Origin of the sequence: Xenorhabdus sp. NBAII XenSa04, from assembly GCF_963866145.1 — a bacterium.
Classification (GTDB): domain Bacteria; phylum Pseudomonadota; class Gammaproteobacteria; order Enterobacterales; family Enterobacteriaceae; genus Xenorhabdus; species Xenorhabdus indica.
In genome coordinates this window covers 50,860-74,240 of the sequence record NZ_CAWMEB010000057.1, presented here as the reverse complement: position 1 = coordinate 74,240, position 23,381 = coordinate 50,860, and the positions used below count along the sequence as shown (strand labels likewise).

16 protein-coding genes are annotated in these 23,381 nt (G+C 41.0%); 10 read left to right on the top strand and 6 right to left on the bottom strand.

Features of this window, described 5'->3' with window-relative positions; translation table 11 throughout:
• The 4 genes from AAC147_RS02990 to serS form a co-directional block, all read left to right on the top strand.
• Positions 1-1,557 (top strand): DNA translocase FtsK (locus tag AAC147_RS02990; RefSeq protein ID WP_047678958.1); only part of this gene is annotated, 1,557 nt, incomplete at its 5' end.
• Between the two features lie 66 nt (positions 1,558-1,623).
• Positions 1,624-2,235 (top strand): outer membrane lipoprotein chaperone LolA, encoded by a 612-nt coding sequence (gene lolA, locus AAC147_RS02985; RefSeq protein WP_047678956.1) that lies wholly within the window; start codon positions 1,624-1,626, stop codon positions 2,233-2,235.
• A gap of 7 nt (positions 2,236-2,242) precedes the next feature.
• Positions 2,243-3,586 (top strand): replication-associated recombination protein A, encoded by a 1,344-nt coding sequence (locus AAC147_RS02980; protein WP_047678954.1) that lies wholly within the window; start codon positions 2,243-2,245, stop codon positions 3,584-3,586.
• A gap of 146 nt (positions 3,587-3,732) precedes the next feature.
• The gene (gene serS / locus AAC147_RS02975; RefSeq protein WP_047678952.1) at positions 3,733-5,022 is read left to right on the top strand and encodes a serine--tRNA ligase; all 1,290 of its coding nucleotides are present in this window, start codon (positions 3,733-3,735) and stop codon (positions 5,020-5,022) included.
• 444 nt (positions 5,023-5,466) lie between these two features.
• Here serS and AAC147_RS02970 read toward each other — a convergent pair whose 3' ends face one another.
• The 5 genes from AAC147_RS02970 to ycaO form a co-directional block, all read right to left on the bottom strand.
• On the bottom strand, positions 5,467-6,297 hold the full coding sequence (locus tag AAC147_RS02970) for a BPSS1780 family membrane protein (RefSeq protein ID WP_047678950.1): 831 nt from the start codon (positions 6,295-6,297) through the stop codon (positions 5,467-5,469).
• Between the two features lie 492 nt (positions 6,298-6,789).
• Positions 6,790-7,530, bottom strand: coding sequence for a pyruvate formate lyase 1-activating protein (pflA, locus tag AAC147_RS02965; RefSeq protein ID WP_047678948.1), 741 nt, complete (start codon positions 7,528-7,530; stop codon positions 6,790-6,792).
• A 145-nt stretch (positions 7,531-7,675) separates the two neighbouring features.
• Entirely contained in the window at positions 7,676-9,958 is a 2,283-nt protein-coding gene (gene pflB / locus AAC147_RS02960; RefSeq protein WP_047678946.1) for a formate C-acetyltransferase, read from the bottom strand.
• A 57-nt stretch (positions 9,959-10,015) separates the two neighbouring features.
• A complete protein-coding gene (focA, locus tag AAC147_RS02955) occupies positions 10,016-10,867 on the bottom strand; it encodes a formate transporter FocA (protein WP_047678944.1) in 852 nt (283 codons plus the stop codon).
• A gap of 328 nt (positions 10,868-11,195) precedes the next feature.
• Positions 11,196-12,965 (bottom strand): 30S ribosomal protein S12 methylthiotransferase accessory factor YcaO, encoded by a 1,770-nt coding sequence (gene ycaO, locus AAC147_RS02950; protein ID WP_047678942.1) that lies wholly within the window; start codon positions 12,963-12,965, stop codon positions 11,196-11,198.
• Between the two features lie 149 nt (positions 12,966-13,114).
• Between ycaO and ansB the strand changes: the two genes are divergently transcribed.
• Positions 13,115-14,158: an L-asparaginase 2 gene (gene ansB / locus AAC147_RS02945; protein ID WP_047678940.1), complete on the top strand. Its 1,044-nt coding sequence runs from the start codon at positions 13,115-13,117 to the stop codon at positions 14,156-14,158.
• Between the two features lie 66 nt (positions 14,159-14,224).
• Here ansB and AAC147_RS02940 read toward each other — a convergent pair whose 3' ends face one another.
• On the bottom strand, positions 14,225-17,269 hold the full coding sequence (locus AAC147_RS02940) for an amino acid adenylation domain-containing protein (protein ID WP_047678938.1): 3,045 nt from the start codon (positions 17,267-17,269) through the stop codon (positions 14,225-14,227).
• Between the two features lie 366 nt (positions 17,270-17,635).
• Here AAC147_RS02940 and serC point away from each other — a divergent pair, with 366 nt between their 5' ends.
• The 5 genes from serC (at position 17,636) to ihfB (ending at position 23,250) form a co-directional block, all read left to right on the top strand.
• The gene (gene serC / locus AAC147_RS02935) at positions 17,636-18,724 is read left to right on the top strand and encodes a 3-phosphoserine/phosphohydroxythreonine transaminase (RefSeq protein ID WP_047678936.1); all 1,089 of its coding nucleotides are present in this window, start codon (positions 17,636-17,638) and stop codon (positions 18,722-18,724) included.
• Positions 18,725-18,823: 99 nt separating this feature from the next.
• Positions 18,824-20,107: a 3-phosphoshikimate 1-carboxyvinyltransferase gene (gene aroA / locus AAC147_RS02930; protein WP_047678934.1), complete on the top strand. Its 1,284-nt coding sequence runs from the start codon at positions 18,824-18,826 to the stop codon at positions 20,105-20,107.
• Positions 20,108-20,329: 222 nt separating this feature from the next.
• Entirely contained in the window at positions 20,330-21,016 is a 687-nt protein-coding gene (gene cmk, locus AAC147_RS02925; protein WP_047678932.1) for a (d)CMP kinase, read from the top strand.
• A gap of 194 nt (positions 21,017-21,210) precedes the next feature.
• Positions 21,211-22,884 carry a 30S ribosomal protein S1 gene (gene rpsA, locus AAC147_RS02920; protein ID WP_047678930.1) on the top strand — a complete coding sequence of 558 codons (1,674 nt, stop codon included), beginning with the start codon at positions 21,211-21,213 and terminating at the stop codon, positions 22,882-22,884.
• A gap of 75 nt (positions 22,885-22,959) precedes the next feature.
• Positions 22,960-23,250, top strand: coding sequence for an integration host factor subunit beta (gene ihfB, locus AAC147_RS02915; protein WP_038269281.1), 291 nt, complete (start codon positions 22,960-22,962; stop codon positions 23,248-23,250).
• Positions 23,251-23,381 lie beyond the last annotated feature (131 nt).

Here is a 23,381-nt window from a genome sequence, read left to right as displayed (position 1 = left end):
CCGCAGCAACCGCAGCAACCAAGCCTGTTTCATCCATTTTTGGTACGTAATGATCAGCCATTGCCTAAGCCGACTACACCGATGCCTTCTTTAGATCTTCTGACAGAACCTCCAGCAGCAGAAGAACCGATTGATATGTTTGTACTGGAACAAACTTCGCGTTTAATTGAAGCTCGTCTGAATGATTATCGTGTTAAAGCGGATGTTGTTGGGTTCTCTCCAGGTCCTGTAATCACGCGTTTTGAATTGGATTTAGCGCCTGGGGTTAAAGCTTCCCGCATCTCCAATTTATCTCGTGATCTTGCACGTTCACTTTCGGCTGTGGCAGTTCGTATTGTTGAAGTGATCCCAGGAAAACCTTATGTGGGTTTGGAATTACCGAATAAAAAACGCCAGACCGTTTATTTGCGGGAAGTGCTGGATTGTGAAAAATTCCGTGATAATCCGTCACCATTAACTATCGTTTTGGGAAAAGATATCGCTGGTCAGCCTGTTGTTGCTGATTTAGGAAAAATGCCTCATTTGTTGGTGGCAGGGACGACAGGTTCGGGAAAATCAGTCGGCGTTAATGCTATGATCCTCAGCATCTTGTATAAAGCGAAACCAGAAGATGTTCGTTTTATCATGATCGACCCGAAAATGCTTGAGTTATCTGTTTACGAAGGCATTCCGCATTTGTTGACAGAAGTGGTCACTGATATGAAAGACGCAGCCAATGCACTGCGTTGGTGTGTCAATGAAATGGAACGCCGTTATAAATTGATGTCAGCTTTAGGCGTGCGCAATATCGCGGGTTATAACGATAAGATCAAACAGGCTGAAAATATGGGCCGACCAATCCCGGATCCCTTCTGGAAGCCGGGTGACAGTATGGATGTGGCACACCCTGTACTGAAAAAAGAGCCTTATATTGTTGTTATGGTCGATGAGTTTGCCGATTTAATGATGACAGTCGGGAAAAAAGTGGAAGAGTTAATTGCGCGTTTGGCACAGAAAGCGCGTGCTGCGGGGATCCACTTGGTACTGGCTACACAGCGTCCTTCTGTTGATATTATTACAGGATTGATTAAGGCCAATATTCCTACGCGAATTGCATTCACTGTTTCCAGTAAAATTGATTCCCGTACCATTCTTGATCAGGGAGGAGCGGAATCCTTGCTTGGTATGGGGGATATGCTTTATTTGGCACCAAACTCTTCGATTCCTGTACGTGTCCACGGTGCTTTCGTGCGTGATCAAGAAGTCCATGAAGTTGTTAATGACTGGAAAGCGCGTGGTCGCCCTCAATACATTGATAATATTATTAAAGGGGGGGACGATGGCGAAGGAGGATTGGGATTAGATAGTGATGAAGAGCTGGATCCTTTGTTTGATCAGGCCGTTGAATTTGTGATTGAAAAACGCCGGGTATCTATCTCCGGGGTACAACGTCAATTTCGTATTGGTTATAACCGGGCAGCTCGAATTGTAGAACAGATGGAAGCTCAGCAAATTGTCAGTGCGCCTGGTCATAATGGTAATCGTGAAGTTTTAGTACCTCCGCCACATGAACACTGAGCATCATTTTAAATTCGGCATCGGTTATTGTGATGCCGGTAATATATGAATTGAAGGTACTCACACATGAAAAAACTGATGTTGATTGGTTGTCTGATGATGGGAATGAGCGTGAGTTCTGCATGGGCTGATGCTGCACAAAGTTTGCAGGGGCGATTGAGTAAGGTAAATAGTTTTCACGCGAACTTTATTCAGACTGTTACCAGCAGTGACGGTTCAACGATCCAAAATGGTGAAGGGCAACTTTGGGTTAAACGTCCCAATTTGTTTCATTGGCATATGACATCGCCTGATGAAAGTACTTTGATTTCTGATGGTAAAACGTTGTGGTTCTACAATCCTTTTGTTGAGCAAGTAACAGCTAATTGGCTGAAAGATGCTACGGGCAATACACCGTTTATGTTGATTGCTCGTAATGATCCCTCGGATTGGAAACAATACAGAGTGACACAAAATGGTAATAATTTTGAGTTGACGCCGAATAATGCCAATGGAAATCTGAAACATTTTTCAATCACAGTGACACCTGATGGCACTATTCAGAAATTTACGGCAGTGGAACAAGACGGTCAGAAAAGCGCTTATCAGTTGAAAGGGCAGCAGAATACCAGCGTAGATGCGTCAAAATTCAAATTCACTTTACCAGAAGGTGTTACGCTGGATGATCAGCGCCAGTGAGGTTTAAGTGAACAATCTTTCACTCGATTTTTCACAGAATGAGTTTCAGCCACTGGCTGCAAGAATGCGGCCAGTTACGCTGGATCGTTATATTGGACAGCAACATCTATTGGCAAAGGGGAAACCTCTGCCAAGGGCGATCCGTGCAGGTCATCTTCACTCCATGATTTTGTGGGGACCGCCGGGCACGGGGAAAACGACGCTGGCTGAAATTATCGGCTATTATGCGCAAGCAGATATTGAACGTATTTCTGCCGTTACATCTGGTATCAAAGAGATACGTGAATCTATAGAAAAAGCACGACAGAACCGCAATGCAGGGCGCAGAACAATTTTGTTTGTCGATGAAGTTCACCGATTTAACAAAAGCCAACAAGATGCCTTTTTGCCGCACATTGAAGATGGCACCATCACGTTCATTGGTGCCACGACTGAAAACCCCTCTTTTGAACTAAATTCAGCACTGTTATCACGAGCGCGAGTCTATTTATTGAAATCTCTTTCGCCAGCAGAAATAGAACAAGTGCTTATTCAAGCCATAAATGATAAAGAACATGGCCTCGGTGGGCAAAATATCGTGTTGCCGGACGGTACTCGTCAGATGGTAGCTGAGTTGGTCGCAGGGGATGCACGTCGTTCATTGAACTTGCTGGAAATGATGTCGGATATGGCGGAAGCCAATGCACAAGGGCAACGTATCCTGACCCCAGAGTTACTGAAAGAGGTTAGCGGAGAGCGGAGTGCACGATTTGATAATCAAGGTGATAGGTACTACGACTTAATATCTGCTTTGCATAAATCAATCCGGGGTTCTTCACCGGATGCTGCGCTTTACTGGTATGCCAGAATTATTACCGCGGGTGGAGATCCGCTTTATGTTGCCCGCCGCTTACTGGCAATAGCGTCTGAAGATGTAGGCAATGCTGATCCGCGTGGAATGCAGGTAGCAATTGCTGCATGGGATTGTTTTACCCGTGTTGGTGCAGCAGAAGGAGAACGTGCAATTGCACAGGCAATTGTTTATCTTGCCTGTGCCCCCAAAAGTAATGCTGTTTACACGGCATTTAAAGCAGCTATGGCAGATGCACAAGAAAAATCGGATTATGACGTTCCTGCTCATCTGCGTAATGCTCCAACAAATTTGATGAAAGAAATGGGTTTTGGTGAAGAATACCGTTATGCCCATGATGAGCCCAATGCGTATGCGGCGGGAGAAGTTTATTTTCCACCTGAGATGCAACATACTCGTTATTATCACCCGACCAGCAGAGGGCTGGAAGGTAAGATTAGTGAGAAATTAAACTGGTTGATGGAACAGGACCAAAGTAGCTCAATAAAACGCTATCGTTAATGTCATTGATACGGTAAGGTTCATATGGTAAAGAATTTATATCAGGTTGGTGAATCAAGACTGATTTTGCTACTGTTTTAGTGACTTTTTTCTCAATACTATTTTTTAACAACTAGTTTCTTAACAACAACAAGCACAGGAATAGCATGCTCGATCCAAATATGCTGCGTAACGAGCTAGACGCAGTCGCCGAAAAACTGGCTCGCAGGGGTTATGCCCTTGATGTGGAGACGGTGCGTAAACAAGAAGAGCGCCGTAAAGTTTTACAAGTTGAAACTGAAACCCTGCAAGCAGAACGTAATTCCCGATCGAAGGCTATTGGTGCAGCTAAAGCCCGTGGTGAAGATATTGAACCATTGCGCCAGGAAGTAAATCAATTGGGAGAAAAGTTAGATTCAGCAAAAGCTGAATTAGAGGCATTACAGGCTGAGATCCGTGATCTTGCATTAGGCATGCCGAATATTCCTGATGACTCTTCTCCTGACGGAAAAGATGATAGTGATAATGTGGAAATCAGCCGTTGGGGTGAACCACGTCAGTATAATTTTGAAGTGAAAGATCATGTATCGTTGGGTGAGTTAACTGACGGCCTTGATTTTGCCGCCGCAGTGAAATTAACAGGTGCGCGTTTTGTTGTGATGAAAGGGCAAATTGCCCGCCTGCATCGTGCATTGGCGCAGTTTATGCTGGATCTACATACTGAACAACATGGCTATCTGGAAACTTATGTGCCTTATCTGGTTAACCATGACACGCTGTACGGTACAGGCCAGTTGCCTAAATTTGGTGAAGATTTGTTCCACACTAAAGCATTGGCAGAAGATTCTGGTAGTCACTATGCACTTATTCCAACTGCGGAAGTACCTGTGACTAACTTAGTGCGCGGTGAAATTCTGGATGAGAGTGATCTTCCATTGAGAATGACAGCACATACACCTTGCTTCCGTTCAGAAGCGGGTTCTTACGGCCGCGATACTCGTGGTCTGATCCGTATGCACCAGTTTGATAAAATTGAGCTGGTTCAAATTGCTCACCCTGAGAAATCCATGGAAGCGTTGGAAGAGCTGACAGGGCATGCAGAAAAAGTATTGCAGTTACTGAAATTACCTTACCGTAAGATGTTGCTGTGTACCGGAGATATGGGTGCGAGTGCAAGAAAAACCTACGATTTGGAAGTTTGGTTACCTGCTCAGAATACTTATCGTGAAATTTCATCTTGTTCTAATATGTGGGATTTTCAGGCTCGTCGTATGCAGGCCCGTTTCCGCAGTAAAGATGACAAAAAAAACCAGTTAGTGCATACACTGAATGGCTCAGGCTTGGCTGTAGGGCGTACACTGGTTGCTGTAATGGAAAACTATCAGCAGGCAGATGGCCGTATTGAAGTTCCAGAAATATTGCGTCCTTATATGAAAGGGCTGGAATATATTGGCTAATACCTTTTATCTTTAATAAAAAGCGCCATATCAGGCGCTTTTTTTATCAACAATAATTTATGTTTTATCCTGCCTATAAGATGCGTTCCCTTGCCGCCGCGACGCAACTTGAAATCCATTGGGTATAGAACTGATTGTAAAAATGAAAATACTGAAAATAAGAATGATAAGATGTATAAAAGAAAAATTACTAATCAGAAGTACAGGCTCTGCTTTACATAGAACCTAATTTATTAAATCCAGTGAGCAGCAAGCTTATTTTAAAATCACCTATGGTTCTCTGTTTTCCAGCGACTGCGAAGAAATTTTTTTCTTTTACATTAAGAATGATATTTTTATTATCTACTGTTTCTATTTATTAGGTAATAATTCAGATAATGCAGGTTATTAACAAAGTGCTGACTTTGATATTCAGCACTTTTATTTATTTTTATGCAGTATTTATTAGATGATCAAACTGGATTTTTGTTCTTCGCTGCTGTTGCCTTTTGATGTATAAAAAATACTGCGGTATGTTGTATAATAAGTAATAAAATTCATAGGGATAGTTATAATCAGGCCCAACAATAAGGGTATCATGGAAGTCACTATCAGAATTCCCATTAGCAGGAAAAACAGAAAACCACCGAGTAGGTTTTTCTTCACAGCATTCAGGCTCATTGAGACGGCTTCACCAAATTTCATATCATTAATGATAATCAATGCAGGAGCAAACCAAATAAATGCAAGGGCGACTAAGCTAAAAATACAGAAGACAAAGATTGCCCCTATAAAAGAAGAAATGCTATCCATTAATAGTGCTGGATTTGGATCCCCATATTGAGAGGCCAAAAACAGTTCTACTATACCAAAGCCTGCCACAAGGACAGCCGCGATGACCCCAAGTGCATAGATGCCTAAGTAAAGTGCACCAACAGCAACCAGTGTACCTAATTTATCTTTAAATCCATAGAATAATAATTCTATTTCAAAATTACCGGTGGTTCTTTTTTTTTCAGCAGCAGCGATAAAACCGGCAACAAATACTGAACCAAATAGAAAAGATACTAAATTTAGGAATGGAATAAAATTCAAGCCTGCCATGATAACTATATAGATTAATGTCAATAGTATCCATTGCATTGGGTTTGCTTTGAATATTTGCCAGGCATTACTGATCCATTCTGTTGCTGCTCCTGCTCCAACAGCCTGCCCTTCACGAATGAATACCTCTTTTTCTTTAGTTAGGGATATGCTTTTTTCCCTGGAATTGAAATTAATATCTTGATTATTCATTTTTTTCCGCTTTATCTGGTTGAATAGTAATTGCCAAATTAAATTTTATCTATATCCATCCCGGAACAGAGTTTTTGGGTAAAGTAGAAGGGATTATTTCATGAAAATTATTAATCAACAAGGATTAATTGTTGGTCTTATTAAGAGATTAATGCGCAAATTCTTTCTTATATTGCCAAATGATTTTGCTTATATTTGAAATTTTTCTTTTGCACTAACTGAAATTAATTTTCCTTTTATAAGCAATCAATGAAATCGCCTTGTACTTTAAATGGTATATCATCAGGAAATGATTTTTTATCATATTGTTAAATGAGCTTGTTTTAATACTTTTTTAGTTAATGTATTTATGACGTGGATGTAATTTATTAATAATCCAATAGTTATTGAGTGAAATAAAATGATTTTTTAGCGCAAAACTGGCTGCAATTTATTATTGAACCAGTTGCGATTTGTGATGATTTCTTTTGAGGCTGTTGAAGAATATTGGATTCAATAAATTACATGATGTCCGTAACTAGTCAGGATTCGTTGCACGCGCTCCATGGTCTCATTAGAAGGTGGTTTTACCTCTTCCAGTTTGTATTCTTCACCCATGGCAATCCATTTATGCTTTCCAAGCTCATGATAAGGCAATAATTCAATTTTCTCGATATTCTTCATATCTCTGGTGAATTCTCCCAACATGTGGACAGATTTATCATCATCTGACCAACCGGGTACAACTACATAGCGGATCCATGTTTTTTGATTGCGTTTTGCCAGATAATGGGCAAATTCGAGCGTTCGATGATTGGAAACACCGACCAGTTCTCGGTGAATATCATCGTCAAGTTGTTTTAGGTCCAGCATCACTAAATCGGTATCATCCAGCAGCTCATCAATTACTGGTTCATAGCGGCGAACAAAGCCATTGGTATCTAAACAAGTGTGAATACCTTCTGCATGGCAAGCTCTGAACCAATCACGGACAAATTCAGCTTGAAGGATTGCTTCTCCACCTGATGCTGTGACTCCGCCGCCTGAGGCATTCATGAAATGGCGATAAGTTGTTACTTCCTTGATAAGTTCTTCGACAGTTACCGTTTTGCCACAGTGCGTATCCCATGTATCACGATTATGACAATAAAGACAACGCATCAGGCAGCCTTGGAAAAACGTGATAAAACGGATACCAGGGCCATCAATGGTTCCGCAGGATTCAAAAGAGTGGATACGGCCAAGTACGGACATGAAAGGGTTTCTCCAGAAACTGATTGGATGCTGAGAGAGTAAAGGCCCCCGATTGTACAGGGGCTTTGAAGTGTATGCCATTTTGCCTGATGAGAAAATTATGGCATTTTTGAAGTAACACGATGCGACTAATACAAATAAATATTTACATTGTTTGCGTAAATGTACGCGTAATTACATCCTGTTGTTGTTCCTTAGTCAGGGAATTAAAGCGTACCGCATAGCCAGATACACGGATCGTCAACTGAGGATATTTTTCAGGATTTTCCATTGCATCCATTAACATTTCACGATTCATTACGTTAACATTTAGGTGTTGACCATCCTCAATATCGGTTTCATGATGGAAGTAGCCATCCATCAGAGCCGCCAGATTCGTTTTGCGTGCTTCGTCATTTTTACCCAGAGCATTAGGTACGATGGAGAAGGTATAAGAGATACCATCCTTCGCGTAAGCAAATGGTAGTTTAGCAACTGAGGTCAGTGAAGCCACCGCGCCTTTTTGGTCACGACCGTGCATTGGGTTAGCGCCCGGACCAAATGGGGTACCTGCACGACGGCCATCAGGTGTGTTACCCGTTTTTTTACCATAAACAACGTTAGAGGTAATGGTTAATACAGACTGAGTTGGTACTGCATTACGATAGGTCTGCAATTTCTGAATTTTCTTCATGAAACGTTCAACTAAATCGCAGGCAATATCATCAACACGAGTATCATTATTACCAAACTGGGGATATTCACCTTCGATTTTGAAATCAATCGCCAGGCCATTCTCATCACGGATTGGTGATACTTTTGCATATTTGATCGCGGACAGAGAATCTGCCGCTACAGACAAACCTGCGATACCGCATGCCATAGTACGGTGAACATCTCGATCATGCAGTGCCATTAAGGCGGCTTCATAGCTGTATTTATCATGCATGTAGTGGATGATATTTAGCGCTGTAACGTACTGTTTTGCCAGCCAGTCCATAAAGTGATCCATGCGTTCGATGACTTTGTCGTAATCCAAAACATCATCTTTCATGGGGGCTTCTTTCGGGCCAACTTGCATTTTCAGTTTTTCATCTACACCACCATTGATCGCATACAACATGGTTTTCGCCAGATTTGCACGGGCACCGAAGAACTGCATTTGTTTACCAACAACCATTGGGCTGACGCAACATGCAATGGCGTAATCATCACTGTTGAAATCGGGACGCATCAGATCATCATTTTCATACTGTAAGGATGAAGTATCGATAGACACTTTTGCTGCGTATTTTTTAAAGTTAGCTGGTAATTTTTCAGACCACAGAATGGTCATGTTGGGCTCCGGAGATGGCCCCATTGTGTACAGCGTATTCAGGAAACGATAACTGTTTTTGGTAACAAGGGTACGGCCATCCAGCCCCATGCCAGCTATTGATTCAGTAGCCCAAATCGGGTCACCGGAGAACAACTCGTCGTATTCCGGAGTACGCAGGAAACGAACCATACGCAGCTTCATCACCAAATGGTCTATCAGCTCTTGCGCTTCTTGTTCAGTCAATTTGCCCGCTTGCAGGTCACGCTCAATGTAGATATCCAGAAAGCTGGATACACGGCCGAAGGACATTGCAGCACCATTTTGAGATTTTACAGCAGCCAGATAGGCAAAATAAGTCCACTGTACAGCTTCCCTGGCTGTGGTCGCAGGGCCGGAAATATCGTAGCCATATTTAGCAGCCATTGCTTTAATTTGACCAAGAGCATGGTGCTGTTCTGAAATCTCTTCACGCAGACGAATAGTTGCTTCCAGATCTTCGCCATTTTCCAATTTTTCCTGCAATGAGGTGAATTGTGCATACTTTTCATCCCGCAGGAAATCAATACCGTATAGTGCAACACGACGATAATCACCGATAATACGACCGCGGCCATAAGCATCAGGTAAACCAGTTAGTACACCGGATTTACGGCATTTCAGAATATCAGGCGTATAAACATCGAATACCCCCTGATTATGGGTTTTGCGATATTCAGTAAAAATTTGTTTCAGTTTCGGATCCAGCTCTCGGTTGTATGCTTTGCAAGAGCCTTCAACCATTTTAATCCCACCAAATGGAATAATGGCACGTTTCAGTGGCGCTTCAGTTTGCAGACCAACGATTTGTTCCAGATCTTTTTCAATATAACCAGCATCATGAGAGGTAATTGTAGACGCAACGTGAGTATCAAAATCAACCGGAGCATGAGTGCGGTTTTCGATTTTGATACCTTCCATGACCATTTCCCACAAAATATCCGTCGCTTTTGTGGCGCCTGCAAGAAATGATTCATCACCTTCATATGGCGTGTAGTTTTTCTGAATGAAGTCACGAACATTGACTTCATTCTGCCAGCTACCTTCGTTAAAGCTTTGCCATGCTACAAAGAATTTTTCATTTAACTCGGACATGATACTTTTACCTTTTAACCGTAGAACTTGGAAATTTGGTGTGGAAGCAAATTAATGTCAGCGGCTACCACGTAAATAAATGAACCAATAAGTCAACCCAACCAATATCGAACCACCAATGATGTTACCAATCGTAACTGGTAACAGGTTATCAGTAATAAAATTTGAGACTGTCAGTTGGGGAAATTGCTCCGGTGTTGTTCCTACTTTTTCCCAGAATTCAGCGGGAGCGAATTCTTTAATAACAATTCCAAAAGGGATCAGAAACATGTTAGCAATGCTGTGTTCAAAGCCGCTTGCGACGAACATGCTAATGGGCAGAATTAGTGCAAATAATTTATCAATAAGACTGCGGCCTGCATAACTCATCCAGACAGCAAGGCATACCATCAGATTAGCTAAAATGCCTAAGCATAGTGCCTCAATAAAGGTATGATGCATTTTATGATCGGCTACCTGTAATACGTTCAGGCCCCAGAAACCATTGGCGGCGGTATATTGGCCTGAATGCCACATTAAAGTGACAAAAAATAAAGCGCCCATCAGATTACCGATATAAACGTTAATCCAGTTTTTGAGCATTTGTGACCAGGTAATACGGCTTGTTGCTTTTGAAACAATAGTTAATACTGTGGAAGTGAAGAGATCGACACCAAATATTATTATTAACATTAAACCCAGGGAGAAACAGATACCACCGGTCAATTTAGCTAAACCATAAGGAATAGAAAAAGTTCCTGTTGTAGCCGTAATATAAAAGACGAAAGCAATGGAAATAAATACACCAGCCATGATTGCTGATAAATAAGTTACTGCGAGATGTTTATTGACTTTATATACACCGCTATCATCAGCAATTTGTGCCATTATAGCAGGTGGATATAAATTAAAAGGGTTGTCAGTTTTCATACTAACACTCACTTTATTATTAGTTAATTATAGCACGTAATGATAGTAACAAACGGGCATTGACCTAAATTTGATATGGATCATGTTAAATAGAAATTCTGGTGAATTATAGCTGTTAAAACAGCCTTTTTTTGGGTTAGTTTGTTGATTTTTATATATAAAATATTTTTTAAAAATTATAAAAATATTTTATATTGAAGGGATTTGAGAAAAATACAGAAAAAGTGAAATAACAGGTTAAATTGTCATTTATTTGTTATTTGAAAATAAATTTAATTTAACCTGAGTTTTAATTTTGCCCAAAAATAACTTTAATTTAACAGGTTGTTTATCCCTGCTTATTTATCCAAAAATCCCGTTTGGCTTTTTGTAATTTTTCATAAGCATTCAATAATGCTTGATGGGCTGGTAATGCTTTTAATTCTGAATCGACAGACCATAATCCGTAGAAACAGTTTTTCCCATCAATGGCTGAAGATGCAGCATCTACCGCTTTCTGACCGTACATTTTGACAAAAGCCTGATGATACTGGTCTGGATCACGATCTTCTTCTTGGGTAAGCAATAATAGGGTATGCAGGCAGCGATAATAATTTGTCCTTTCTGCTGTAAAGACAGAAGAATTGAAATCTTGTGTCCATTCAACCCATATCAGAGCTTGCTCCAGATCATTACCTGCCAGTGCCAACATGGATTTCAGCTCACCAATACGCAAGTTGCTCCAGCCGTTATCTTTTCCTGCTGCAATTCCTAATAATTCACGAACGCGGGTAAAATCATCCAGCCCTTCTTCATCTATTTGTTCAAGGAAGGCAAGGTATTCTTCCGGTTGCCACTGGCTATCCGGCAAGGACAGAATCGTGTCACGCAAGTGAATTCCCATCGTATTGTTGGCAATGTACAGATCTTCAACCGGGTAAATATCTGACATACCCGGCACCAGAATGCGGCAGGCATAAACACTAAGATGTTCATAATCAGCAATATAAACTTCTGCATCAAGCGAATTGAAAATGCCCATCAAAGTTGCGAATTCTTCTTCTGTTGTACCGCTGAAATCCCAGTCGGCAAATTCATAATCAGCATCTTGTTTGAACAAATCCCAACTAATTGCGCCGCTTGAATCAATAAAGTGAGTTTCCAAATTTGTGTGTTCAGAAACTTCTTCATCATCGAAACTTGGTGGTGTAAAGACATCAAGATCTTTCAGACTGCGACCTTGTAAAAGTTCTGTTACGGTACGTTCTAACGCAACACCGAAATCAGGGTGAGCACCAAAAGAGGCAAAACATGTGCCGTTATTGGGGTTGAACAGTACAACGCAGATCACCGGGAATTGACCGCCCAGAGAAGCATCATAGCAATAGAGTGGGAAACCTTCTTCCTGCAATTTATTGACTGATGCAACAACACCGGGGTAGCGATCCATCACAACTTGAGGAATTTCTGGCAAACTAATGCATTCTGCGATAATGCGGTTTTTCACATAGCGTTCGAATACTTCGGATAGCCCCTGAACACGAGCTTCGTTTACGGTATTACCTGCTGACATACCGTTTGAAACATACAGATTCCCAACGATATTCATTGGAATATAAACGGTTTTATTATCGGACTGACGAGTGAATGGCAATGCGCAGATCCCACGTTCTTCATTACCGGATTGCAAATCAATCAACTGACTGCCATAAAGTTCGTTAGCAGGATTGTAAAAACGGTGCAAATGTTCGTCCAGAATACCTTCTGGCAAAGAATCATCTTCCGGCAGAGGGAACCACTTTTCGTTTGGATAATGAACAAATCCGCTTTTGGCAATCGGACTTCCGAGATAAAAATCAGCGAAAAAATAATTTGTTGATAGACGCTCAAAGTATTCACCTAATGCAGAGGCTAATGCTGCTTTTTTACTGGCTCCCTTGCCGTTAGTAAAACACAATGGACAATCGCGATCGCGGATATGCACTGACCAGACATTCGGAACAGGATTTAGCCATGAGGCTTCTTCAATATTAAAGCCGAGAGAGTTCAGTTTATGCTGGAATTTATTAATTGAATCTTCCAGTGCGGCATCTTTGCCTGGGATATAGGTTTGCGTCATCGTTTATTCACTTCGATTTCTGTTAAGAATTGCATATCATACGGAGTTTTTTTTGTCTCCTCTATTTAATTCCAAAAATTATTGTTAATTAGAGTTTATTTATTTCTCTTATACATACTAAAATAGCTTTTTTTACAAAAGGTTGAATAATGAAAAAGATCAAAAAAACAGCAACGGCTAGTTTTCTGGCTTTAGTCAGTGGTTCTGCGTTTGCTTTGCCAAACATTACTGTGTTGGCGACGGGGGGGACAATCGCTGGGGGTGGTGAATCTGCAACTCAGTCCAGTTATACTGCGGGTAAAGTAGGTATAGATTCATTGCTAAATGCTGTTCCTGCTATCAAAAATATTGCTGATCTGAAAGGGGAGCAGGTTGTTAGCATTGGTTCACAGGACATGAACGATCAAGTTTGGCTGACTCTGGCGAAAAAAATCAATGCTGATTGTGATAAAACTGATGGTTTTGTAATCACTCACGGTACCGACACTATGGAAGAAACCGCTTACTTCCTTGATCTGACGACTCAGTGCCGTAAACCAATTGTAATGGTTGGTGCAATGCGTCCATCCACTGCTTTGGGTGCTGACGGTCCATTGAACCTCTATAATGCAGTAGCTGTAGCAGCAGATAAAAACTCCGCAAACCGTGGTGTCTTGTTAGCTATGAATGACTCGGTTATTCATGGTCGTGACATCAGTAAATTGAGCACCACTGAAGTTCAGGCATTTCAGGCAGTAAATGCGGGGTCACAGGGTTTTATTCATAACGGTAAAGTTAACTATTACTCTGTTGCACCAGTAAGATCTGATAAAGCTGTTTTTGATGTCAGCAAACTGAACCAATTGCCAAAAGTAGGTATCGTTTATAACTATTCGAATGCTTCTGATCTGCCAGCAAAAGCATTTGTGGAAAATGGTTATAAAGGAATTATCAGTGCAGGCGTAGGTAACGGTAATATCTATAAATCCATTTTGGACACACTGGCTCAAGCAGCTAAAGATGGCATTGTAGTTGTTCGCTCTAGCCGTATTCCTTTCGGTTACACTACTCAGAATGCTGAAGTTAATGACAGCAAATATGGTTTTGTAGCATCAGAACGTTTGAACCCGCAGAAAGCTCGTGTTCTTCTGCAACTGGCTCTGACTGAAACTTCTGATCCAGCAAAAATTCAGGAAATGTTTTCTAAATATTAATTCCTGATCCAGGCAGAAAGACGTTTGAAAACGTCTTTCTGTATTGTATAAAATATAAACTCTACACTATGATAAAAAACCTATTTTTTTCCAGTAAGTAAGATAACGCTTTAGAAGATCACTATCCATTGATGTATATGTAACGGATGTCTCTAGTGCTGATTCTGTATTTTTTGCATCATATGCTGGCATATTTTCGTACACCTCCCATCGTGTAAGCTCACCATAAACTTTTTCAGATAACATGGGCAGTAATGGTAGCAGGGGGTTATCTATCAGCTTTTGATCGGTTTCTAATTTTTTTAGCCATTCAGAATAATGCATGTCTTTGAGGTGATAACCACACTGATTAAGTATTTCAAAAAAGGGTTTTAAATCGACAGATTGCTTATTGTCAGGTGAAACTAAGTGATAAGCTTTTCCCAGGTTGCGATTATTGCGAGAAATATCAAGTAAGAGTTGGCTGACATAATTAATTGGAACGAACTCTTTTCGTTGATTAACGAGTAGTGGATAAGCGTTGATCATTATACAGCCTTTGACCAACCTGGATATAAAATCGTTAGGATTACTTGCTCCAGTCAAACTATCTCCCATGATAAAACCAGGGCGATATACCGCAAGAGGTATTCCTCTGTCTCTGGCCTGCCATATTATTTGCTCAACAACCCACTGACTTTGTGTATATCCTGAATCATATTTTAATCCAGGCAAGTAAGATGTTATGTCATCATCTTCATATATTCTGGGTACAGTAGAGAAAAGCCCGACAGGACCAAAAACAGCAATAGTGGACATATAGTGTAGAGGTTTTATTTTCTTACTGACAGCAAAGCGTAATACATTTAGTGTTCCCAAAATATTGCTAGAGTAATGTATAGAATAAGGCTGCGAATAATTTACATGCGCGGCTAAATGAAAAATAACATCACATTCTGTAGATAGATTTTCATAAATTTGTTGGCTCAGGGCAAATTGAGGTTTTGCAATATCACTGGCAATAACTTGCAATCGTGAGAGAAATTCTTCTTTCCATAGACCATATTGATTCAGGTTTTCCTTAACTTTCAGCAAGGCAGCCTCATTATTATGTGCACGTACCAGGCAAGTGACTTTATTAATTTCAGTTTGCAACAAAAGATCACGTAGGAGAAAAGCTCCCAGGAATCCCGTTGCACCGGTTAATAATACTCGCCCTGAGTTTGAATCCAGCCATGGTTGAAGTGGTTGAGATAACGGCTGGATATCGGAAGGAAGCTGGCTATCTTTAAGCATAACAGCACATATATCAGTGAGCTCGTTCTTGTTTTGTTGTAAACTTGTTGCTAGTTTTCTTGGCGTGGGTGAGTCATATAAGAGCTGAACAGGTAAACGTCTCTGCATCTTATTCCCGATATCAATAATAAGTCTGGCAGCTTGTAATGAATTACCTCCTGACTGAAAAAAATCGCTATCTAACGTAATATCGTAATTATCTAAGACTTGACTCCAAATATTTAAAACGATCAATTCCTCTTCGCTCATTTTAGTATTTAGTTGAGACAGAAATTGTTGTTTTTGATTCTTCGAATATTCTGCTAGCAAACGAGCTCTATCCATTTTACCATTTTGGGTAAGAGGAATATGTTCAACAACGACAAGCCGGGGATGCATATAGCCAGGTAAATGATGACTTGCCCATTGAGTGAGTGTTTGTTTGGAGAAAGCCTCCGGTTCTTTAGGAACGATAAAAGCAATTGAGTAGGGTTCTGTATTCTCTTTTTTTACGACGCATACAGCCGCTGATTGTAGTAGTTGACTTTTCAATAGTTGAGTTTCTACCTCTTCAGTTTCGATACGATGCCCGCGTATTTTTATCTGATTATCTATCCGCCCTGCATACATATAAACACCATCAGAACGTTGCCAGCCTAAATCACCAGTTCTATATATTCTTTTTAATTGGTTATTTTTCCCAACGTCAATCATCATGAAACGTTGAGCATTAATTTCTGGACGATTCCAATAACCACGGGCTAACCCCTCGCCTGCAAGATATATCTCACCTATTTGATTTGGCGCAACAGGTTGTTGTTGGTCATCCAAAATATAGATATCAGCATTAGCAATTGGCCTTCCTATTGGTACATTGTCTTCTGTTAATTCGTCTAATGTGGCTTCATAGGTTAGGGCCATGATGACACTTTCAGTGGGGCCATAGCAGTTTATGAAATGTTGGGGAGGGTTGAATTGTAAAACTTGGCGTAAAATATGTGAATTGAGTGTTTCACCACCTATGAGAAGGTAACGTAATTGACGAAATGCTTGAGGATATGTTTGAGCAGTTAAGTGGAATAACGTGGCCGTCATAATCAGACAGCTCACAGAGAACTTTTCTAATGTGGTTTTAAATAAATAAGGATCAATAATTATTTTTCTTGGAATAATAACTATTGAAGCTCCATTTAATAAAGTTACCCAGATTTCGAACAGATAAACATCAAATGTAGTATTACAAACAGAGGCTATTATATCAGTAGCAGTTAAATTGATATGAGTTGGATTAACAATGAAACGTAGAATACCGCGAGCTTCAATTTCAACTGCTTTGGGGGTTCCAGTCGTTCCGGAAGTGAATAAAATATGGGAGCGATGGTTTTTTCCTCTATGAATATTAGGAAGATCTTCAGTCTTTGAAACTTCCAGTATATCTTGATTAATAATAACGAAATCTGTTGGTAAGGTGCGATCTTGATATTGGTGAGTTGTTAATGTCAGATTTATTTGTAAGTCTTGTAACATAAAGCATAACCTGTTATCAGGCACGGCAGGATCGAGAGGAACACAACTTCCACCTACCATTAGAATGGCAACTTGACTAATGATTTGTTCAATTCCAGGTTCCAATAAAATAGCGACGGGAGTTTCATATTTCACACCCAGATTATATAAGTGAAATGCCAATGATCGTGCTTGATAGATTAATTCTTGGTAACTGATTATGCGTTCTTCTGTAATTATTGCATGGTGGTCAGGGTTTTCTGAGGTTTTTTGTATAAGAAGATTAATCATATCATAGTCAGTAGGAGATATTGATTTACTTTCGAAATTATAGGGGGTGGTATTTATCATTGTGTGAATCCTTGTTATTCCTTTCGCAAATGATTAAGGGTTTTTCTTTATTTATATAACAGGGGGTTGTTATTTTATTTGCTGTATCAATAGTTGATAAATAATTTACGCTGAATGGCTTTGAAATGTATTACACATAATTTGATATTCATGTTTTTATTAAATAATATGAATTCAAATAATGAAAGCTGAATTAATTATTAGTCGGAGATAATTAGTTTTTTATTGGGTGGATTAATATCTTACAAACAGCATGGCCTAACCGCAAGTTAAAAGAATCTGGTAATAACCATTGCAGAGGCAAAGCGGGAGTGATAAAACCAGTACGTCCGATTTTTATTGTATCCATAATGATAGGGTGGGTTAATGAGTCAGGTATATAATTTCAGTGCTGGCCCAGCTATGTTGCCAGCAGAAGTATTACGTCGTGCGGAACAAGAACTTTGCAACTGGCATGGACTGGGAACGTCGGTTATGGAGATCAGTCATCGCAGCAAAGAATTTGTCTCTGTTGCGGCTGAAGCAGAAAAAGATCTCCGGGATTTATTATCGATACCTGATAATTATAAGGTGTTATTTTGCCATGGTGGTGCCCGTGGTCAGTTTTCAGCATTGCCATTGAATTTACTTGGCAATAAAACGTCAGCAGATTATATCGTTGGCGGTTATTGGGCTGAAAGTGCGGCTAAAGACGCAGAAAAATATTGTACACCTAATGTTATTAATATTCTAACTGAAACAGATGGCATTAAAAGTGTGAAGCCAATGAGTGAATGGGCTTTAAATCGGGATGCTGCTTATGTTCATTATTGCCCTAATGAAACTATTGATGGCATTGCCATTTTTGAAGAGCCGGATTTTGGCGATGATAAGATTGTAGTTGCCGATTATTCTTCAACCATTCTTTCTGCACCAATTGATGTGAGCCGTTATGGTGTCATTTATGCAGGTGCCCAGAAAAATATCGGGCCGGCAGGGATTACGGCTGTGATTATCCGTGAAGATTTGTTGGGTAAAGCGCATCAGCACACCCCTTCCATTCTGGACTATACCGTACAGGCTAATTATGATTCTATGTATAACACGCCACCAACATTTGCATGGTATCTCTCTGGTATGGTATTCAAGTGGTTGAAAGAACAAGGTGGTTTGCAGGAGATCAAAAAACGGAATTATGCAAAAGCTGAAAGCCTGTATCAGGCTATTGATAACAGTAGCCTGTATATCAACCGTGTCGCACCGCAAAACCGCTCTATCATGAATGTGCCATTCCAGTTGGCAAATCCGGCTCTGGATGGAAAATTTCTGGAAGAAGCCTATTCACAAGGATTACACGCTTTGAAAGGGCATAAAGTCGCCGGCGGAGCCAGAGCTTCAATCTATAACGCGATGCCGTATGAAGGTGTTCAGGCATTGGTCGAATTTATGGCAGATTTTGAGCGCCGCAACGCATAATAATTTTATTATCGGGTCGGGAGGAATAAAACCTCCCGATATGAATCTATCTCATCAATTAAAAATACATTATGTTACCAATCGGAGAGCCCGCTGTTTATGCAATCCCTGACGTTACAACCTATATCCTGCATTAATGGAACTATTAATTTACCCGGTTCCAAAAGTGTTTCCAACCGTGCATTATTACTTGCTGCTTTCGCTAAAGGGACAACTTATCTGACCAATTTATTAGATAGTGATGATATTTACCATATGCTTAATGCATTGACAGAATTGGGTATTTCCTATCGTTTATCAGATGATAGAACTGCCTGTGAAGTGGATGGCATTGGTGGAATTATAACTGGTAAAAATGGACTGGAACTATTCTTGGGGAACGCAGGAACAGCGATGCGCCCACTGGCTGCTGCATTATGTCTGGGACATAACGATGTTATTCTGACGGGTGAACCACGAATGAAAGAACGTCCCATCGGCCATTTAGTGGATGCCTTACGTCAAGGCGGGGCTCAAATAGATTATCTTGAACAAGAAAATTACCCTCCATTACGTATCAAAGGCGGTTTTCTTGGTGGAAAAGTTGTTGTAGATGGCAGTGTTTCCAGTCAATTTCTGACCGCTTTATTGATGGCAGCACCTTTGGCGTTGAATGACACCGAAATTCATATTCAAGGAGATCTGGTTTCTAAACCTTATATCGATATTACACTGGCATTGATGAACAGTTTTGGTGTGGCAGTGGAAAACGAACAATATCAAGTCTTTCGTATTAAGGGACAACGGCAATACCAATCACCGGGGCATTATCTGGTTGAAGGTGATGCTTCATCTGCATCTTATTTTCTTGCCGCTGCTGCGATTAGAGGTGGCACAGTTCGCGTTACAGGTATTGGCAAAAACAGTTTGCAGGGTGATACGAAATTCGCAAATGTGTTGGAGAAAATGGGCGCGACCATACGTTGGGGGAATGATTTTGTAGAATGCGAACGTGGCGCATTGATTGGCATTGATATGGATATGAATGCGATTCCTGATGCTGCTATGACTATCGCGACAACTGCACTATTTGCCAAAGGTGAAACCACTATTCGTAATATTTATAACTGGCGGGTAAAAGAAACCGATCGTCTTAATGCTATGGCGACTGAGCTGCGTAAAGTTGGTGCTGAAGTAGAAGAAGGACATGATTACATACGCATTGTTCCACCGGAAAAACTGAAGTTTGCTGAAATTGAAACCTATAACGATCATCGCGTTGCGATGTGTTTTTCATTGGTTGCTTTTTCGGATACCCCAGTGACTATCCTTGATCCTGGCTGTACAGCGAAAACATTCCCCGATTATTTCAAACAACTTGAATCCATCAGCTATACCCAATAATTTCGAGCCGTATCATGGCGGCTGAAATAAAGAGTATATATTCATGGCGAAATTTGTTGATTAATTATGATGTATTTATTCCACTCACCTTCCGAGTAGGTATAATAAGGCATATTTTACTGATTGCTAATTGAGCAATTTTTTGCATTCGTAGTTAATCCGTTTGTTATGTCGGAAAGCAATGCTGAAAGCGCTATGCAAAGCCAAAAAGGAGGAAAATGAATGACAGCAATAGCCCCGGTAATCACCGTTGACGGGCCAAGTGGTGCAGGCAAGGGAACATTATGTCAGGCACTGGCTGAAGCATTGGATTGGCAATTACTTGATTCAGGGGCCATTTATCGTGTATTGGCACTAGCAGCCATCCACCATCAAGTGAATATCCAGTCTGAAGACTCACTGGTTCCTCTGGCTGCAAATCTGGATGTTCGTTTTGTTCCTGCAAATGGTAAGCTCAGAGTGATTCTTGAAGGTGAAGATGTCAGTAATGAAATCCGCACAGAAACTGTGGGTAATACCGCTTCTCAGGCGGCAACTTTCCCGCGTGTCCGTGAAGCATTGCTACGCCGTCAACGGGCTTTTCGTGTTGCTCCGGGCTTGATTGCTGATGGTCGTGATATGGGAACTGTCGTCTTCCCTGATGCACCAGTAAAGATTTTTCTTGATGCCAGTGCGGAAGAACGTGCTCGCAGGCGTATGTTGCAGTTGCAGGAAAAAGGTTTTAGTGTTAACTTTGAAAGCCTTTTGTCCGAGATACAAGAGCGGGATTTCCGCGACCGTAATCGGGCAGTTGCACCACTAGTGCCTGCACAGGATGCATTGATCTTAAATTCGACTAATATGTCTATTGAAGAAGTGATCGGTAAGGCACTGAGTTATGCGAGAAATACGTTAACATTACCTGTTTAGATTGCCTCTTTTGGCATATTATACTATTGCAACTGCACATCAAGACGATGTATATAGAATTCTGGTATGTGGGTAGTAAAATATACTGGCATGCCAAAACACCTTGTAACAAGGAATGTTGCGGGGTATGTAAAACAACCCCATTCGGCTGGATGCTAGATGGACGTTAATTTAAAACCTTGAAGATCATTAAAATGACAGAATCTTTTGCTCAACTCTTTGAAGAATCCCTACAGGCTATCGAAACTCGTCCAGGTGCAATCGTACGTGGCGTTGTTGTTGCTATCGATAAAGACGTTGTATTGGTTGACGCAGGTCTGAAATCAGAATCTGCTATTCCTGTAGAGCAATTCAAAAACGCTCAGGGCGAGCTGGAAATCCAAGTTGGCGATGAAATTGACGTAGCTCTGGATGCGGTAGAAGATGGTTTCGGTGAAACTATCCTGTCCCGTGAAAAAGCGAAACGTCACGAAGCATGGCTGATGCTGGAAAAAGCATACGAAGAAGCTGAAACGGTTACCGGTATTATCAACGGTAAAGTAAAAGGCGGCTTCACTGTAGAACTGAACGGTATCCGTGCGTTCCTGCCAGGTTCACTGGTTGATGTTCGCCCAGTTCGTGATACTGCTCACCTTGAAGGCAAAGAGCTTGAGTTCAAAGTCATCAAGCTGGATCAAAAACGCAACAACGTAGTTGTTTCCCGTCGTGCTGTTATTGAATCTGAAAACAGCGCAGAGCGTGATCAATTGCTGGAAAACTTGCAAGAAGGCATGGAAGTTAAAGGTATCGTTAAGAACCTGACTGACTACGGTGCATTCGTTGATCTGGGCGGTGTTGATGGCCTGCTGCACATTACTGATATGGCTTGGAAACGTGTTAAACACCCAAGCGAAATCGTCAATGTGGGCGATGAAATCACAGTTAAGGTACTGAAGTTCGATCGTGAGCGTACTCGCGTATCTCTGGGTCTGAAACAATTGGGTGAAGATCCATGGGTAGCAATCGCTAAACGTTATCCAGAAAGTACTAAACTGACTGGTCGCGTAACTAACCTGACTGACTACGGCTGCTTCGTTGAAATCGAAGAAGGCGTTGAAGGTCTGGTACACGTTTCAGAAATGGATTGGACTAACAAAAACATCCACCCATCTAAAGTTGTTAACGTTGGTGATGTTGTGGAAGTTATGGTTCTGGATATCGATGAAGAACGTCGTCGTATCTCCCTGGGTCTGAAACAGTGTAAAGCTAACCCTTGGCAGCAATTTGCTGAAACTCACAACAAAAACGACCGTGTTGAAGGTAAAATTAAGTCAATCACTGATTTTGGTATCTTCATCGGTTTAGACGGCGGTATCGACGGTCTGGTTCACCTGTCTGACATCTCCTGGAACGTTGCAGGTGAAGAAGCAGTTCGTGAATACAAAAAAGGCGACGAAATTGCTGCTGTAGTTCTGCAAGTAGATGCAGAGCGTGAGCGTATCTCTCTGGGTATCAAGCAACTGGCAGAAGATCCATTCAATAACTACCTGTCTGTAAACAAGAAAGGTACTATTGTTAATGGTAAAGTAACTGCGGTTGACGCAAAAGGTGCTACAGTTGAATTAGCTAACGGCGTTGAAGGTTACCTGCGTGCATCAGAAGCTTCTCGTGACCGCGTTGAAGATGCAACTCAAGTTCTGAACGTTGGCGATGAAATCGAAGCCAAATATGTTGGTGTTGACCGCAAAAACCGTGTAATCAATCTGTCTGTTCGTGCAAAAGACGAAGCTGATGAAAAAGATGCTATCGCTTCTGTGAACAAGCAAGAAGATGTGAACTTTGCTAACAACGCAATGGCTGAAGCTTTCAAAGCAGCTAAAGGCGAATAATCTAAGTCAATAACGGCGGGTAATATTTTTCGGATACGATAATATTACCCGAATACGGTAGTTTAGGGAGGTACCATGACCAAGTCTGAATTAATTGAAAGACTTGCTGAGCAACAATCTCATATGCCGGCTAAAGCCGTTGAAGATGCAGTGAAAGAAATGCTTGATCATATGGCAGAAACACTGGCCTCCGGTGAACGTATTGAAGTTCGCGGGTTCGGCAGCTTTTCTCTTCACTACCGAGCTCCGCGTGTGGGTCGTAATCCAAAAACGGGTGATAAAGTCGAACTGGACGGTAAATACGTTCCTCACTTTAAACCCGGTAAAGAATTACGTGACCGCGTGAATATCTATAGCAACAGCTAAGATAGAAGTTATTACTTAATTGCTACGGCACCTTCGGGTGCCGTTCTTTTTTTATCATTTTTATCATTTTTTGATTAAATTTATTTATTATTGCGATGAATTTCACATTTTGCTGTTAACTATCTCTTCTT

What these genes read in the sequence shown, in the direction of transcription:
- lolA (WP_047678956.1), top strand. Translation starts at nt 1,624, where the DNA reads ATGAAAAAACTGATGTTGATTGGTTGTCTGATGATGGGAATGAGCGTG.
- serS (WP_047678952.1), top strand. Translation starts at nt 3,733, where the DNA reads ATGCTCGATCCAAATATGCTGCGTAACGAGCTAGACGCAGTCGCCGAA.
- AAC147_RS02970 (WP_047678950.1), bottom strand. Translation starts at nt 6,297, where the DNA reads ATGAATAATCAAGATATTAATTTCAATTCCAGGGAAAAAAGCATATCC.
- pflA (WP_047678948.1), bottom strand. Translation starts at nt 7,530, where the DNA reads ATGTCCGTACTTGGCCGTATCCACTCTTTTGAATCCTGCGGAACCATT.
- pflB (WP_047678946.1), bottom strand. Translation starts at nt 9,958, where the DNA reads ATGTCCGAGTTAAATGAAAAATTCTTTGTAGCATGGCAAAGCTTTAAC.
- focA (WP_047678944.1), bottom strand. Translation starts at nt 10,867, where the DNA reads ATGAAAACTGACAACCCTTTTAATTTATATCCACCTGCTATAATGGCA.
- ycaO (WP_047678942.1), bottom strand. Translation starts at nt 12,965, where the DNA reads ATGACGCAAACCTATATCCCAGGCAAAGATGCCGCACTGGAAGATTCA.
- ansB (WP_047678940.1), top strand. Translation starts at nt 13,115, where the DNA reads ATGAAAAAGATCAAAAAAACAGCAACGGCTAGTTTTCTGGCTTTAGTC.
- AAC147_RS02940 (WP_047678938.1), bottom strand. Translation starts at nt 17,269, where the DNA reads ATGATAAATACCACCCCCTATAATTTCGAAAGTAAATCAATATCTCCT.
- serC (WP_047678936.1), top strand. Translation starts at nt 17,636, where the DNA reads ATGAGTCAGGTATATAATTTCAGTGCTGGCCCAGCTATGTTGCCAGCA.
- aroA (WP_047678934.1), top strand. Translation starts at nt 18,824, where the DNA reads ATGCAATCCCTGACGTTACAACCTATATCCTGCATTAATGGAACTATT.
- cmk (WP_047678932.1), top strand. Translation starts at nt 20,330, where the DNA reads ATGACAGCAATAGCCCCGGTAATCACCGTTGACGGGCCAAGTGGTGCA.
- rpsA (WP_047678930.1), top strand. Translation starts at nt 21,211, where the DNA reads ATGACAGAATCTTTTGCTCAACTCTTTGAAGAATCCCTACAGGCTATC.
- ihfB (WP_038269281.1), top strand. Translation starts at nt 22,960, where the DNA reads ATGACCAAGTCTGAATTAATTGAAAGACTTGCTGAGCAACAATCTCAT.